This window comes from Cohnella hashimotonis, from assembly GCF_030014955.1.
In the GTDB taxonomy this organism is placed as follows: Bacteria; Bacillota; Bacilli; order Paenibacillales; family Paenibacillaceae; genus Cohnella; species Cohnella hashimotonis.
In genome coordinates this window covers 7,892,695-7,907,875 of sequence record NZ_JAGRPV010000001.1, presented here as the reverse complement: position 1 = coordinate 7,907,875, position 15,181 = coordinate 7,892,695, and the positions used below count along the sequence as shown (strand labels likewise).

At 58.2% G+C, this 15,181-nt stretch carries 12 protein-coding genes and 1 pseudogene; 3 read left to right on the top strand and 10 right to left on the bottom strand.

Annotated features, from left to right (window positions below; all coding sequences use genetic code 11):
* Positions 1–205 precede the first annotated feature (205 nt).
* From KB449_RS31575 to KB449_RS31555, 5 genes are all read right to left on the bottom strand, one after another.
* Positions 206–2,212, bottom strand: a complete 2,007-nt coding sequence (locus KB449_RS31575; RefSeq protein WP_282912134.1) for a DEAD/DEAH box helicase — start codon at positions 2,210–2,212, stop codon at positions 206–208.
* Positions 2,213–2,609: 397 nt separating this feature from the next.
* Positions 2,610–3,485: an undecaprenyl-diphosphate phosphatase gene (locus KB449_RS31570; RefSeq protein WP_282912133.1), complete on the bottom strand. Its 876-nt coding sequence runs from the start codon at positions 3,483–3,485 to the stop codon at positions 2,610–2,612.
* A 179-nt stretch (positions 3,486–3,664) separates the two neighbouring features.
* Entirely contained in the window at positions 3,665–4,204 is a 540-nt protein-coding gene (locus KB449_RS31565) for a GNAT family N-acetyltransferase (RefSeq protein WP_282912132.1), read from the bottom strand.
* 18 nt (positions 4,205–4,222) lie between these two features.
* Positions 4,223–6,271 (bottom strand): ABC transporter ATP-binding protein, encoded by a 2,049-nt coding sequence (locus KB449_RS31560; protein WP_282912131.1) that lies wholly within the window; start codon positions 6,269–6,271, stop codon positions 4,223–4,225.
* A gap of 101 nt (positions 6,272–6,372) precedes the next feature.
* Positions 6,373–8,118 carry an ABC transporter ATP-binding protein gene (locus KB449_RS31555; RefSeq protein WP_282912130.1) on the bottom strand — a complete coding sequence of 582 codons (1,746 nt, stop codon included), beginning with the start codon at positions 8,116–8,118 and terminating at the stop codon, positions 6,373–6,375.
* Between the two features lie 466 nt (positions 8,119–8,584).
* Here KB449_RS31555 and KB449_RS31550 point away from each other — a divergent pair, with 466 nt between their 5' ends.
* Together KB449_RS31550 and KB449_RS31545 are read left to right on the top strand one after the other, a co-directional pair.
* A complete protein-coding gene (locus KB449_RS31550) occupies positions 8,585–9,292 on the top strand; it encodes a TrkA C-terminal domain-containing protein (RefSeq protein WP_282912129.1) in 708 nt (235 codons plus the stop codon).
* Positions 9,289–10,758 (top strand): magnesium transporter CorA family protein, encoded by a 1,470-nt coding sequence (locus tag KB449_RS31545; protein ID WP_282912128.1) that lies wholly within the window; start codon positions 9,289–9,291, stop codon positions 10,756–10,758. Before KB449_RS31550 ends, KB449_RS31545 begins: the two co-directional genes overlap by 4 nt.
* 302 nt (positions 10,759–11,060) lie before the next feature.
* On the opposite strand, the gene KB449_RS31540 is transcribed toward KB449_RS31545, so the two are convergent.
* The 4 genes and pseudogenes from KB449_RS31540 to KB449_RS31530 form a co-directional block, all read right to left on the bottom strand.
* A complete protein-coding gene (locus KB449_RS31540; RefSeq protein WP_282912127.1) occupies positions 11,061–11,750 on the bottom strand; it encodes a hypothetical protein in 690 nt (229 codons plus the stop codon).
* 87 nt (positions 11,751–11,837) lie between these two features.
* Positions 11,838–11,978, bottom strand: a pseudogene (locus KB449_RS36655) (transposase); the annotation flags it as partial.
* 402 nt (positions 11,979–12,380) lie between these two features.
* Positions 12,381–12,548, bottom strand: a complete 168-nt coding sequence (locus KB449_RS31535; RefSeq protein ID WP_282912126.1) for a CxxH/CxxC protein — start codon at positions 12,546–12,548, stop codon at positions 12,381–12,383.
* Positions 12,549–12,589: 41 nt separating this feature from the next.
* On the bottom strand, positions 12,590–13,900 hold the full coding sequence (locus tag KB449_RS31530) for a S1C family serine protease (RefSeq protein ID WP_282912125.1): 1,311 nt from the start codon (positions 13,898–13,900) through the stop codon (positions 12,590–12,592).
* 145 nt (positions 13,901–14,045) lie between these two features.
* Between KB449_RS31530 and KB449_RS31525 the strand changes: the two genes are divergently transcribed.
* A complete protein-coding gene (locus KB449_RS31525) occupies positions 14,046–14,243 on the top strand; it encodes a hypothetical protein (protein ID WP_282912124.1) in 198 nt (65 codons plus the stop codon).
* Between the two features lie 4 nt (positions 14,244–14,247).
* On the opposite strand, the gene KB449_RS31520 is transcribed toward KB449_RS31525, so the two are convergent.
* On the bottom strand, positions 14,248–15,054 hold the full coding sequence (locus KB449_RS31520) for an MBL fold metallo-hydrolase (protein ID WP_282912123.1): 807 nt from the start codon (positions 15,052–15,054) through the stop codon (positions 14,248–14,250).
* Positions 15,055–15,181: the final 127 nt, after the last annotated feature.

Genomic DNA, 15,181 nt, shown 5'->3' with positions numbered 1-15,181 from the left:
AAAGTAGAAAAATATATTCCTAGCGCCGGTAGCGCGGACAAAAAGCGTCCTACGGCATATATCGGCGATTCCATACTATATTTGTGAGTATTTCAATCGTTCGATAGGATCGGCATGCTTCGTTTGAAAAAAAGCAAATAAAAACGCCTCGCGCACTTGGGGTACGCGAGACGTATTAGGGCTGTTCAGACCGTTGGTTCTGGTTTTATTTGCGGCCTTTAGGCGAGCGCGAAGGCGCTTTGCCACGACCCGCGCCGCCACCGGGAGCGCCGCCGAAACCGCCCCGTCCGCCGGAGGACGGCTTGCGTCCGCCGTCCCGCGAGCCGCCAGCCTGCGGCCTGCCGCCGCTGCGTCCGCCGGACGGCCGCTCGCTGCCGCGGGCAAAGCCGCCGGCTCCGCCGCTAGGGCCGGCGCCGTAGCTGCGCTCGCCGCGGCCCGCTGCTGCGCGTTCGCCGCCGCGCTTAGGCCGCTCGGTCGGCGCACCGTACGCCTTGACGCCGCGCTCGGCCCGGCCGCCCAGTGCCGATGCGCCGGCGTAGCGGCCTTCGCCCGCGCTGCTGCCGCCGCTGCGCGGCCCGCGGCCCGGCGCCGCCTGCGGCCTGCCGGCACCGGCTTCGCGGCGGCCGTTGCCCGGGCCGCCCGCGCCCGGCCTGCGGCGCTGAGCCTGCGGCTCCGCCGCGCGCTCTTCGGGAGCCGGGGCGAAGTATTCGCCCTGCTCCCACCACTTGGCGGCGCGCTCCTCGCCTGCGCCGCCGCCAGCACCTGCGTCGCGTCCGCCGCGCGCAGGCACGCCCTTGCCGCGGCCGGCGCCTGCGTTCGCCGCGCTGCCGCGCAGGCCCCGCTCCGCGCTGCGCCCGCCAAGCGCCGTAGCGCTATCGCCGCGCGCTCCGCGCACGACGCCGCCGCGTACCGCGGCGCGGCCTTCGCCACGCGCGCCGCGATCGTCTCCGCGGCTCTCGCCGCGCCGTCCGCCTCCGGCACCGCGCGTCGCGCCGCCGCGCGCGCCGGCGCCCGTGGCACCCGCGCGCTTGCCGAATGCGCCCGGCGTGCGCGTCTTCACCGTCGCCGCCGAGCCTTCGGCCGCCACGCTGCCGCCGGCCGCGCCGATTTTGCGCCGCTCGATGAACATACCGATGCCGTCCTCGATCACGCCGAGGTCGCCGCGGTCCTTGGGCGCCACGAACGTAATCGCCATGCCCGTCTCTCCTGCCCGGCCTGTCCGGCCGATGCGGTGGATGTAGCTCTCCGCGTCCTGCGGCACGTCGTAGTTGTACACGTGCGTCACGCCTTCGACGTCAAGCCCGCGCGCCGCGATGTCCGTCGCCACCAGAATCTGCAGCTTCGCCTCGCGAAATTTTCGCATGACCTGCTCCCGCTTGGCCTGCGACAAGTCCCCGTGCAGCTCGTCGCTGCTGTAGCCCATCCCCTGCAGCGCTTCGTTAAGCGTGCTCGCGCGCCGCTTCGTGCGACAGAAGACCATGCCGAGATACGGCTGCGTTTCCTCGATCATCGCCACCAGCGCAGCTTGCTTGGCCCGGTCGGTCGTCTCGATAACGAGCTGCGCCGTATCCTTGACCGTTACCTGCTTCGCTTTGACCGTCACTTCCTGCGGGTCCCGCAGATAGCGGCCGGCCAGATTCCGGATCTTGTCCGGCATCGTCGCCGAGAAAAGCATCGTCTGCCTGTCCTTCGGCGTCTTGGCCATAATCTCCTCGACCTCGCCGAGGAAGCCCATATGCAGCATCTGGTCCGCTTCGTCGAGCACCATCATGCGTACGTTGGACAGCCTGACCGTCTCGCGCCGCATATGATCGAGCAGCCGGCCCGGCGTCGCCACGATCATGTGCATGTTGCCTTCCAGCTTGTGCAGCTGCGCCTCGACGTCTTGGCCGCCGTAGACCGCCAGCACGCGCACGCCTTCATAGGCGGGCAGCAGCTTCTTGATCTCCGCCGTAATCTGGATCGCGAGCTCGCGCGTCGGCGTCACGATCAAGCCTTGCAGATACGGCACCTCCAGCTTGATCCGCTCCAGCATGGGCAGCACGAACGCAAGCGTTTTCCCCGTACCCGTCTGCGCCTGGCTGATGACGTCCTTGCCCGTCAAGGCAACCGGGATCGTCTGCGCCTGTACTGGCGTCGGCTGCTTGATGCCCAAGCTATGCAATAATTCGGATGCGCGCGCCGCCACACCCAATGGTCCAAACTCTGCCACAATAGCACCTCATTTATATTCGCGGACCGCTGCCGCGCATTCGTACTCCTATCCTACCACATTACGTGACCTTTTCCGCATTTCGGCTTCGCCTTAATTTCAGTGGCGCCTCGTCCTTATTTTACCCGTTTAAACGGTATCCCCTTCAATCAGGATGCACCAATCTCCCTGTCTCAAGGGGATATCGTTCAAATACGACAACAGAGTCTGGCCCCTCTTCTTCCGGACGGACGTCTCCCTGATCGAAGGGGATATCGTTCAAACGCCCCGCCCACACAACACAAGCTCCAGCTTCTTCCGGACTGACGTCTCCCTGATCGAAAGGGATATCGTTCAAACGCCCCGCGCAATAAAAAACGGCTGCGCCGGACAATGCCCGGACAGCCGAATTCTATTGTTACAGCCAGATCACCAGCGCCAGCACGACGGCCAGCACGATGCGGTAGATGGCGAACGGCACAAGCTTGATCCGGTTGATCAGGTTAAGGAAGAACCGGATAGCCACCAGCGCGACCAGGAACGCAGCGACAAAGCCCGCAATGTAAAACGGCAGCATGTCAGCCGTAATGTACTGGTAGTTCTTAAGCAGCGTGATAAGGCTCGCACCGGCCATAATAGGCACGGCCATGATAAAGGTAAAGTCCGCCGCCGCACGGTGGCTAAGACCGAGCAAGACGCCTCCGGAGATCGTCGAGCCGGACCGCGAGAAGCCCGGCCACAGCGAGAAGCACTGAATCAGGCCGATCGTAAACGCCTGCTTGTATGTAATCTGGTCCACCGTGTTCACCTTCGGCTGCTTCGGCGCCAATCGGTCCGCGCCGATCATGAGGATGGCGCCCAGCACGAGGCCGACGAGCACCGTTTCCGTGGAGAAGAGGTGCTTCTCGATCATATCGTCGAACAAGAAGCCAAGAATACCCGCCGGGATGAGCCCGACGATGACCTGCATCAGCTTGAGCCGTCCGCTGCCGGAACCGCTCCATTCACCCGTGCCCTCGTGCTCCGCTTCGATTCGCGCATCCTTGCCCTTGAGCTTTCTAAGACCGAGCAGGTCCATGAACCGCCGCCAGAACAGTACGACGACCGCCAAGATCGAGCCGAGCTGGATGACGACCTTGAACGCGACTGCCGCGTCCGATCCGAGGAAGTCCTCCGTCTTGAGCCACAAATCGTCGACGATGATCATATGACCGGTAGAGGAGACGGGCGCGAACTCCGTGACGCCTTCGACGATGCCGATTATGATGCCTTTTAGAATTTCCAGGAATGACATATGTACGCTCTACTCCCTTTCCCGATTCCGATTTCCTATGGTCTAGTTTATAGGGAACGCAGGGTCCTTGTCTAATGGACTGGGGCCCAGACTTCCGCTACTATAGTACCCTTCGGGGAAGGATTCGAGCACGTCCGCGCGAGTCAGGCTTCATATTCCGGGTCATTCTCAGGAAAATGCTAGGCAAAAAACGTCTGGGGATACTTCAGCTCCCCGTATTTCTCCTTACGCGTCGCCGCGAGGCGTACCAGCTCCCCTTCCGTCAGTTCCAGCACCATGAACACGTCGTCCGGCACGTCGAACTGCATCAGAACGAGCCCGCTGTCCACGGCAGGCTTGAAGCCGAATTGCGGGTAGTAGGACGGATGGCCGATGAGAAAAATCAGCTTGTAGCCCAGCTGCCCCGCCCTGCGGATGCCCTCCCTGATCAGCTCGCTCCCGATTCCGCGGCCTTGTGCTTCAGGCAGTACGCCGATCGGCGCCAGCACGAGCGTGTCCTCCACGTCTTGGCCGTCCACGAGCTCCGCTTTGCTGATCAACATATGCCCTTCGATCCGGCCCGATGTCTCAGCAACGAGCGACAGCTCTGGCACGAAGCCGGCCGATTCGCGAATCCGATCCGCGAGCCGGCTCTCGTCCTCCCGTCCGCCGAAGGCGGCCAGATGAATCTGCCTGACCGCATCGATATCCTCTTTCTTTTCCGTACGAATTGTCGTCATCTTGTCTCTCTCCTTGCTTCATTTCGCCGCGGCTTCGGTCTCCTGGGCGCCGGTATATTCCACCGCAGCGCCTCCCTGCAGCTGGTACATCGCATAGTATTTACCCTGCAGCCGCATTAGACGCTCATGATCGCCGCGCTCGACGATGACGCCGTGGTCGAGCACAAGAATCTGATCGGCCTGCCGGATCGTGGACAGCCGGTGGGCGATGACGAACGTCGTTCTGCCTTTCTTGAGCACGTCCAGCGCTGACTGAATGATAGCCTCAGTCTCGGTGTCGATGCTGGCCGTCGCTTCGTCCAGGATCAGAATCGCCGGGTCGTAGGCCAACGCCCGGGCGAATGAGATCAGCTGCCGCTGGCCCGCAGACAACGTCGCACCCTTTTCAATGACGGGCTCGTCGAGCCCGCCGGGCAGGCTCATGAACATATCGTAAGCGCCGACGTCGCGCAGCGCCTGCTCCACCCGCTCCCGCGTAATCGCGGGGTTGCCAAGACTTACGTTCGAAGCGATCGTCCCCGTGAACAAGAACGGATCCTGCAGCACGATGCCCATATGGGTACGCAGCTGCTGCTTCGGAATGTCTCGAACGTCGACGCCGTCCACCTTGATGCTGCCTTCTTCGATATCATAGAAGCGGAAAAGCAGGTTCAGGATCGAGCTTTTGCCGGAACCCGTATGGCCGACCAGCGCGACCGTCTCGCCTTGGCGGGCGTGGAAGTTCACGTCCTTCAGCACGTTCTCGCCCTTCTTGTAGGCGAAGGTTACATGCTCGAAGCGCACGTCGCCGCCGCTGCGAGGCGCTGTTCCTTGCTCGACCGGGATGCCCGGCTGGTCCAGCAGCTCGAATACGCGTGACGCGGACACCCGCGCCGTCTCCAGATTAGAGAGCTGGTTGACGATGCCGACGATCGGCTGGAACATCCGGTTCATGTAGTCGATAAATGCGTACAGCACGCCAACCGTAACCGCGCTGCTCAGGGATCCGCCCCAGAACATCCAGAGGACGGCCAGGAAGATCAGATTGCGCACGACGTTCACAAGGTTGTGAGAGGTGATCGAGTTCAAGCTGACCAGCTTCGTCTGGTGATTGAAGTAGTCCTCGTTAAGCTCGTCGAATTCTTTGGCCATCTTCTTTTGCCTGCCGAATGCCTGAATGATCGTCATCCCTTGGATCGATTCGTTGATCATGCCGTTGATATCGCTCAGTTTGGCGCGAATGACGTTGTTCAGCTTGCCCGCGTACCTGCGGTACAAGACGATCCAGATCGCCAGCATCGGAATGAGCGGCAGCGCAATAAGCCCAAGACTCGTGTCTAGCAGGAACAGCGCCCCCAGGATCGCGGTCATATAGACGATACCGGAGAAAAAGTTGGCCAGCACCGCTACGAACAGCTCACGGACGGCTTCGGTATCGTTCGTAATGCGCGAGACGACCTTGCCTGCGGGCAGGTTATCGAAGTAGTGCACCGGCAAACGATGCGTGTGCGCGAATATATCTTCGCGCATGCGCTGTACAATGCGGTTCGCCGATGTCTGCAGCAGCAGCTTCTGCCCGTAGGTGAACGCCGCGGCGAGCAGCAGGAGGCCGAAGTAAGCGGCAGCCAGCTGCAGCAGCATCGGCACCTCCGGCTTGTAGAACCGGTACAATTCGGCCTTCGTCAGCTTCGCGGCCGCATATTGCGCGGTGCGACCGTCCTTGGCGGTCACGGTCATCGCGCCGTCCGTGACGGATCGGGCGCCGTCGAACGCCAGGTCGCTGTCGATCCAGTAGTAGCTGCGTTTCTCCTGGAGCACGCGCCTGGCCAATGCCGGGCTGCGGTCCGCATCGGCCGGCAGATGGTCGTTTCTCACATACCAGTTGCCCTGGTAGGAGACCGCGTCGTTCTGCTTCGCCTGGACCTGGTACCAGGTTTTTTCGATGCCCAAGATGTTCTGATCGATCATCCGCTTGGCCAGCAGCGGCCCGAGCAGCTCGGCGCACACCGCCAGCGCGAGCATCACCAGCGCCCAGATGATCGTTTTTTTATATAGGAGTGCGTAGCGATATAAACGCTTGCCTGTCATGAATGGTCACCTTCATTTCTTTCTCTTCTCTTTGCTTGTAAGAGGCTGCCGGAGAGGCTGTCGGTTTATTTTGCGCGAGTCATGTCCGCGATTGACGTCGCCTACCCCTCGACGATCGCTTCAAGCTGCTGCCGATCGTACTGTTCCTTGTACCAGCCGCCGAGTGCCAACAGCTCCTCATGCGTCCCTCGCTCGACGACGTAGCCTTCGTCCAGCACGAGGATGAGGTCCGCATGCTGGACCGCGGACAGCCGATGCGTCGCGATGAGCGTCGTCTTGCCGGCTCGCTCCGTGCGGATGCCCTCGATGATCTCGGCCTCCGTTCTGGCATCTACCGCGGACAGCGCGTCGTCGAGCATGAGGATCTCCGGGTCCGCGATCATCGCGCGCGCGATGCTCACGCGCTGCTTCTGTCCACCGGAGAGCGCCACGCCCTTCTCGCCGACCAGCGTCTCGAGTCCGTCGGGAAGGAAAGCAATGTCCTTCGCGAACGAAGCCCGGACGAGTGCATGCTGCAACTGCTGTGGCGTTGCCTCTTCTAGACCGAACAAAATGTTTTCGCGAATCGTGCGGGAAAACAGAATCGGGTTCTGCGGCACATAGCCGACCCAGGAGAGCAGGCGATCGATGCCGATGTCCTGGATCGGCACACCCGAGATCGACACTTCCCCGCTGCCCGGGGGATACTCGCGCAGCAGCTGCTTGAGCAGCGTCGTCTTGCCGCTGCCGGTACGCCCGACGATGCCGAGCGTCTGACCGCGTTTTAACTCGAAGCCGACGTCGATCAGATTGTCTACCGCAGACGACGGATAGCGGAAGGTCAAAGCCTTGAACGCGAGCGAGTCGGGAGCCTTCACCTCTGCGAGCTGCTGCGGGTCCTGGACGTCCGGCACGTAACCGAGCGTCTCGTTGACCCGGTCGAGCGAGGCATTGCCGCGCTGCATGATATTGATCAGCTCTCCGATGGCGAACATCGGCCAGATCAGCATCCCGAGGAAGATGTTGAAGGACACAAGCTCCCCGAGCGTGATCTCGCTCCGGAAGACCAGATATCCGCCGTAGCATACGCCGATAATATAACTAAGTCCGATCAGAACCTTATTCGTCGGTTCAAATAGCGCATCGATACGGGCGACTGCGATGTTGCGGTCCAGCACTTCGTTCGTCTTTGCGTGAAACCGCTCCTCGTCAGCCTTTTCCTGCACGTAGGCGCGAATGACGCGGACGCCCGTCACCGATTCGAGCACCTGGTCGTTCAGCTCGCCGAACGAATCCTGCGCCTTCATGAAGCGGTCGTGAATCTTGCCCCCGAAATGCTTCATCGCCAGCGCGATGAGCGGCAAGGGAAGCATCGCTGCGAGCGTCAGCTTCCAGCTGATCAGTCCCGCCATCATGATAAGGAGGGTCACCATGAAGATGGACGAATCGATCAGCGTCAAAATGCCGAAGCCGGCCGTGTTCGAGATCGCCCACAGATCGTTCGTCGCCCGCGCCATCAGGTCGCCCGTCCGGTTGCGTTCGTAGAACGTCGGCGTCATCCGCAGCAGGTGACGAATCAGCTTCGTGCGGAGCAGCCGCTCCAGCATCATCGAGCCTCCGAACAGCTGGTACATCCACACGTAGTTGATGCAGTAGCTGACGACCGTAAGCCCGAGCCACAGCCAGACGACTTGATAGAAATCGCCTTGCGTCATCGTCCCCTGCTGGATGCCGTCGATCGTATTGCCGAGCAGCTTGGGAGGGACGATCTCCACGATGCCCGCGATCGCGAGCAAGACGATCGCGATCGTATACCGCTTCCAATGCGCTCTGAAAAACCACTTTAACTTGATAAGTACGCTAAGCATTTTTTTCCCTCTCTTCTGTTCCCGCTTGCATCCAAGCATGCAAAAAGGCGCACCGCCCGTAAGCGATACGCCTATTCTATGCATCCGTTCCCGGTTTTCGAACATTCGTTCGTTCCGGGACGGACAAGAAAGGGCGCACGATTACGGATCACGTAATCGCGCGCCCTCGATATCCATCGTTGGATTAAACGGGCTTGAACGGATTACGTTCGCTTGCAAAGGCAGCAACGACAGCAGCTGGCACAATCATGAATGTACGCATCGAACGCAATCCTCCCTTCCAATTGTGAAATGTGTTTGACATTTGACACTGTAACATCGGCCCGCGGAAGCTGTCAATGGGTGATTGGAAAATTACGGTCTGCCGCCTGTCCCTACGCTTGAAGCATCCGGTGTTAAGGGTATAACTGAAGTAAAGACCACCGCGGCGGCTTTCTCGCGGATTTCAGCGAAAGGCGGCGCCCTTATGGGGTTTATACTCGTCTACATACTGATCGTGTTTCTCGTTATCGAGATTTCCGCCATCCTCATGCGATCGACGGGACTGGAGCATCCCATCGCGCGCTTTCAAGTCATCTCGCTCCTGACCGGCACCGGCTTCACGACCAAGGAATCCGAGTTGATCCTCGGGCACCCCGTCCGCCGACGGATCGGCATCTTTTTGATCCTGTTCGGCGCCTTCTCCCTGGCGGTCATGATCTCCTGCGTCAGTGCCATCCTGGCGCCCGATTTCCACCTCTTTCCACTGTCCATGGCTTCGGGCGCGCTGTTTATCGTCTATGTCGTGCTGCGCATGCCCGCAGTCGGCAAGCTGCTGGAGAAGCGATTGAGCGGCGCCTTCCGTCAATCCTTCGCGATACACGAGCTCGCGATTCAAGAAGTGCTATACTTGGAAAAAGAAGATGCCTTCATCGACATTCCGATCGGCGAGGCGTCCCCGGCTATCGGCCGAACGATCAAGGAACTGTGCGACGAGTTGCCGGACGTTAACATCCTTTTGATCAAGCGCGGTACCATTGCGATCCGCGACCGCCGTATGGAGACGCCGCTGGAGGCGGGAGATGTGTTATACGTATATGGCAGCATGAGGCAAATCAAGCGCTCGTTCGGCGCCGAACTCGAAGCGAAGAAGATCATGGAGCGTGACGAAAGGCAGGCGGTCTCCCCCTTATGAAAAACGAACGCATGGGCGCTGTACAGCCGTTGCATCGCGGGGACGCAACGGATCAGCCGATCCGGGAGGCGAACTTTCAATTTTTATTTCCCTTCTCCCTGACGACCGATTGCCACAAAGACGTTAAAACGACACTGGAGCGGGAAGGCTTTACCGCCTTTCGGCTGAGCGCGCTGGAGCTGGAAAAGGCGTTCTACGGTCCCAAGCATCATGTGTCGCATCGGGATATGGAACGTTATTACCTGCCTTTTACGAACCATGTCCTGTTTCCGTCGGAGGACAACGAAGAGAGTTTCCAGCGTATGAGCAAGGCGTTGGGGACGACGGCCGTGCTGCAGACGCGTTATTTCGATGCGCCTTTTGTCCTGCATGCCGTAGACGTCGTGCTCTGTCCGTTCGACACCGGCTTCATTACGCTTCGCGTCCAAATAGCCAAAGAGAACACCACCTTGACCGAAGCCATTGAATTCGCCGATCGTCTCCGCGCACTTCAAGACGCGCATAGCGAGGACCGTGCCGCAAACGTCGTGTACGAGGGAAAAAGCTACGAAGAGGTCCAGGATTTCATTTTCCAGGCCATCGTGCCCCACATGGTCGAGCATCTCGATCGCACGCCGATGGACGGCGCCTACTTCGAGGAGCTGCCTTACCTGATCGACGAGCGTATGTATGTCATGGCAAGCTATGCTTTTCCCGAGGATGCGGACATCTCGCTCCTCGACCGCTACCGCGCCTCAAGGCTCGACGGCCTCGACGACAACGGCGATCCCTATATAAGCGCCTACTATATGCCCTACATAGAGCAATACTGCCATGATACAGGCCTCGAACGCTGGGCGCCTTACGCCTATTATCAGACCGACGAGAGCTGCTTCTGCTGCCTGAACAGCCTGCCTGAGCGCAAGGCGGACGCCATCGTCAACAAAATGTACGGCGAATACTACTACGGCTTGCTGCTAAACCTTTTTCACCGTATCGTTCTGCTCAAGCTGTCCAACGCGTATTCTCGCGTCCAGATGGAGCGAGACTCGGAGAAGACGGAGCTGCTCATCCGCGACATAACTACCTTCTCCGCCAAGTACAACTTTCTAGAAGTCGTCTCCCAATCGCAAGGACGGGAGATCTTCCTCCAGCTGCGCCGTATGTATGGCAACGACGAGCTATTCGAGGACGTCAAGCAGACGCTGAACGACTTGTTCAAGTATCAGGAGAACGCCAATTCGCGTCGCTCCAGTTATTTGCTGAACATCCTCACGATCTATACCGTCATCAGCGGGATCTACGGCATGAACCAAGTCATCGAGGATCTTAAAAACCCGATAAAATGGAGCAAGATGTCCAGTTACTCGCCCTTCGAGTGGCTCGCTCTAGTCGTCACCTGCAGCGGTCTGCTCGTCGCATTCCTGTTGTCCGGCAATATCCTGTGGAAGTGGGGCCGCGAACTGCTCAAACGGTTCAAAAGCTGATACTCGCACTTCATCAAGCCGCTGCGCCGTACGGCAAACAGGGAGACAAAACAAAGGTCTAATAAGGGGCCCGAACGTCGGGGTCTCCCCATCTTTTGCCCGTTTTAACGATATCCCCTTCGCTCAGGAAACGGACTGCAAGATATGTTGTCCTTTGCTGCAGGGAGTCTTACGGATCTTGTTCGTGCTTACAGTTGCTATTCGTGCTTACAGATGCCGTGCGTGCTTACGGATGTTTTTCGTGCTTACAGATGCTATTCGTGTAATCGTACTTGTAGGGATTCAATGACAGGCGCCCTCACCTAGGCATGTTTGAGCTTAAGGTGCGTCACCTGACGGGACTTCGCGTGCTTAGCACTCCACTTAATCGGATACACGCCGAGCCTTTTTCCAACCAGTTCTCTATAAATGATCGTAGCCGTCGCGCCGCATAAGCCTATTAATTCCACCATCGAACCGCTTCGGAACATGCGACGAAAACAAAACTCATCCAGATATGCCTGCAGATGCTTCGGACCGATCCCTCCGAATGTCCGTGCCAGCCACCTGACGGCCTCCGTCCATGCTGCATGCAACGCCGAGCGTTCCTTGCGGTTGCGTCGGTCAAAGACCTTGAGCTCGCCGGACTCCTCTTTCAAATCGATAGCATGCTGCAACAAAAAACGCTCGATTACGCCTATGTCGTCCTGGTCGTCTCTCGTGCCGTCTACACGCTTGATCTTCAATTGCTTAACCATATCCGTTCGTTCATTGATAGAAGCGCCGACGATGACAGACTGTGCCTTATGCTCTGGCGCCGCGTTAATGCCGCTAAAATGACGGTGGAATTCGTATCCGTAGAACTCGCCGAGCAATTGTAAATTACCTGCGAGTGGGAGCTCGGCATCCCATTGCTCGATGGCGTAGCGAAGCTTATGGTTCATCAGCCACGCGGTCTTATAGGTCACCTGAATGAGCTCGGATAGCAGCTTGGCGCTGATACCGATCTGCATCAGATACATCGCCTGAAACCATTTGCATAGCGGCGTGCGCGTACCTTCGAGTATCGTCCCTGCTGTAAGAGAGGTCTGATGTCTGCAGGAGACGCATTCAAACCGCCCGCGCCCCCTCGAGGCAACGCGATAATAATGCGGATGCGAGCAGCGAGGACATCTGTACCCTCCGGGCCACTTCGCCATAAAGAGCGCGCCCTCGCAATCTTCCTCGCTATAAGTCGGCATTCTGTCTACGATCGAATATCGGCTACCGCCCATCGCACTCACTCCAAAGGGAACATTTGTTCTTATTTTAACAGTATGTTGGTGGTTTGGCTACTGTTTTTTTCCTTTTTCTATCGGGAATAAAAGCTTCGGAAAAACCAAACCTCCTCCTGTTCGAAGGGGATATCGTTAAAATGTGGCGCATATGCTATCGTTTCTGACTAAAGGGGATATCGTTAAAACGCATCGCATATGCTACCGTTCCTGACTAAAGGGGATATCGTTAAAACGCGTCACAGCGTTGATTTCATCTCATAAGCCAGTCAGACACGCGATGGGCGCCACTCTGCCGCATAAAAAAGAGAACGCCGAAACGCCCTTTACAGGGCGTCTTGCGTTCTCGAAGCAGCGAAGCTCGGCTGTTCAGACGATAAGAAAGTGAACCGGCTCCTTGCAATATTCGCAGTGCTGCGGCGGATCCCAGGCGGAGAACTTGGTCTCCTTCAAATTGACGAGATCGGGCGCGTCCTCGTATTCGTCGACGAAGGTGTCGATCGCGAGCTCCACGTGTTCTTTACATACGCAATACATGATGAGATATCCTTCCTCTGGCCGGAGATCGGCTCATGTGGTTAGCCGTCGTTCTCGGTCTTTTCGACAAGCTTCACGCTGAGCTCGCCCTTCTTCCCGTCCCGATAGTAAGTTATATCTAGCGTATCCCCGATTTGGGTTTTCGTATACAAGTATTTGCGCAAATCGAGGGTGCTGCTAATCGGGTGACCGTCGAGCGATACGATAATGTCGTTAAAGGCAAGCCCCGCTGCCTTAGCCGGGCCCACGGCTTCGAGGACGACGGCGCCGTCCGTCACGCCGTCCGGTATGACGAGTTCATCGCCCGCCGGAACATCGTCGTCGTCTCCGTTTGAATTCGGCGAGGCTTCGGCGTCTCCATCGTCGGACGGCGCTTCGTCCTCCGAATCGGCCTTATTGTCCAGGTAGATGGACAGATCCATCGAATATACGCCCAGATACGGTCGCTTTATCTTGCCGTGCTCCATCAATTGATCGACGATCGGCATGGCATCGTCGATCGGGATGGAAAATCCGATGCCCTCCACGCTGGTATCCGCGACCTTCATGCTGTTGATGCCGACAACTTGGCCGTTCAAGTTGACCAGCGCGCCGCCGCTGTTGCCCGGATTGATCGGCGCCGAGATCTGGATAACCTCTTCCTCCCAGTCGTAGACTCCGTCCTGGTTGAGCGAGATCGGCACCGTCGTCTTCAGATTGGAGACAATGCCGTTAGATAACGAGTCGCTGAATCCGAGCGGATTGCCCACCGCAATGACGGTCTCGCCCTTGCGCAGCTTGCCCGAGTCGCCAATATCGGCGACTTGATTGATCCCCTTGTCGTCCGTCTCCAGAACGGCAAGATCGGTAATCGTATCTTTGCCCACGACAGTCGCGGTCTTCTTAGTGCCGTTCGAAAGGACGACCTGTAGCTTTACGCTATCGGCGATAACGTGGGCGTTGGTGATCATATAAGCCTTCCCTTTTTGCTTCAGGAAGATCACGCCGGAGCCCAGGCTGGTGCCTTCTGCGATCGAAGCCTCGTTTTTGGCGGAGCCGCTCTGCGTCTGGTTGATGACGCTCACGACGACGGGACCGACCTTGGCGGCAGCGGAGATGATCGCCTCGTTCGTATCGTATCCGGCGGAGACGCTGGACGATAGAGCCGGCGCTGCGGCACCGCTTTTCGGACGGTCGACGGTCAGATAAAATAGGGATGCAACCAGCACGGAGCTGGCCAGCGAAGAGACAAGCGCTATTTTCAAAGCGGAGTTCTGACGGCCCCAACGGCTCGGCCGATTCCAGGAACCCGACGGCTCCCGGCTGCTCCGCTTAACTTTGGTAGAGTAAAAATCGTCTTTGAAAAAGCCCATGAGACGCCTCCCTCGCCGACCGATTAAAAACCAAGAAAAATGGAATGTATCGTGAGCGATTTGACTAAAATAGTAATAGATTCACAGAACCATAGCAAGCAATCAGACGACAAAATCAAAATGGTCATGCAAGGAGGACAAGTTCTTGAAACCCACGTCTACCCATTGGTCGTTCGTAGACTTCGCGGCGCAGCTCGCCGACCTGAAGGACGACCGCTATCGTCAACTGCTGGCGCTCACCACATTGATCGAAGTGCTGGTCGATAAAGGCATTGTGACTGCAGAGGAACTGCGGCTAAAGTCGGAAGAGATGGAAGAAGAGCTGGAGCGCCATCTGTTGTGACCAACTATGCCTTCACCAGATCCCAAGGCGTCGGCCGGTCCGCATACGTATCGCAAAGCGCAAACTCGTGCTTTTGATAGAAAACGCCGTTATCTTCTAATACAGTATTCACCGTCAGCTTCGCTAAATCCATCAAATTGTGCTCCTGGCTCAAATGAGCGAGGTACACGCGCTTGGTGCGGCCTTCGGATAGGAGCCGGCATAACGTATCGCCGGCCGCTTCGTTCGACAGATGGCCCATGTCGCCGAGGATACGGCGCTTAATGTTCCAAGGATAGCGCCCCATACGAAGCATGTTGATATCGTGGTTGGCCTCCAGCACGAGAACGTCCGATTCCAGCAATTGACTCATAACCTTGTCGCTGACGTATCCGAGATCCGTCGCCAGCGTAAGCTTTGTACCGTCGGACCGGAAGCAATAGCCCACCGGCTCCTCAGCGTCATGCGAGATGGCATACGACTCGATCCGCAGATCGAACAGCTCCATGACGCCGCCTGTCGGCAGCACCTTGCGCTGTTCGTCCGGCAGCTCGCCGACGTGCTTGTTCATAGCGCCCCACGTCTTCTCGTTAGCGTAGACGGGGAGGCTGTACTTGCGGGCAAAGGCGCCAAGTCCTTTAATATGGTCAGAATGCTCGTGCGTCACGAAGATGGCGTCCAGCTCGCTGCCCGACACCTCGCGCTCCTGCATAAGCGATTCGATTTTTTTGCCGCTTAGACCGGCATCGATGAGTACTGTCGCCGCGCTCGAGGACACGACGGTCGCGTTGCCCGTCGATCCGCTGGACAGCACCGTGAAGCGAAGTCCCATAAGCTATGTTTCCCTTCTCTCTTCTCTCCGGCAAGGCTATATGTCTCTCTAAGGATCTTTATAGTCGCGCACTCTATTTTATTCTATCAGATTAGAGCCCTTCAGCGTTAATTACTTCGGGCACGCT

Coding starts and splice junctions, on each gene's coding strand:
- KB449_RS31570 (WP_282912133.1), bottom strand. CDS start 3,485: ATGTCATTCCTGGAAATTCTAAAAGGCATCATAATCGGCATCGTCGAA.
- KB449_RS31565 (WP_282912132.1), bottom strand. CDS start 4,204: ATGACGACAATTCGTACGGAAAAGAAAGAGGATATCGATGCGGTCAGG.
- KB449_RS31560 (WP_282912131.1), bottom strand. CDS start 6,271: ATGACAGGCAAGCGTTTATATCGCTACGCACTCCTATATAAAAAAACG.
- KB449_RS31555 (WP_282912130.1), bottom strand. CDS start 8,118: ATGCTTAGCGTACTTATCAAGTTAAAGTGGTTTTTCAGAGCGCATTGG.
- KB449_RS31550 (WP_282912129.1), top strand. CDS start 8,585: ATGGGGTTTATACTCGTCTACATACTGATCGTGTTTCTCGTTATCGAG.
- KB449_RS31545 (WP_282912128.1), top strand. CDS start 9,289: ATGAAAAACGAACGCATGGGCGCTGTACAGCCGTTGCATCGCGGGGAC.
- KB449_RS31540 (WP_282912127.1), bottom strand. CDS start 11,750: ATGCAGATCGGTATCAGCGCCAAGCTGCTATCCGAGCTCATTCAGGTG.
- KB449_RS31535 (WP_282912126.1), bottom strand. CDS start 12,548: ATGTATTGCGTATGTAAAGAACACGTGGAGCTCGCGATCGACACCTTC.
- KB449_RS31530 (WP_282912125.1), bottom strand. CDS start 13,900: ATGGGCTTTTTCAAAGACGATTTTTACTCTACCAAAGTTAAGCGGAGC.
- KB449_RS31520 (WP_282912123.1), bottom strand. CDS start 15,054: ATGGGACTTCGCTTCACGGTGCTGTCCAGCGGATCGACGGGCAACGCG.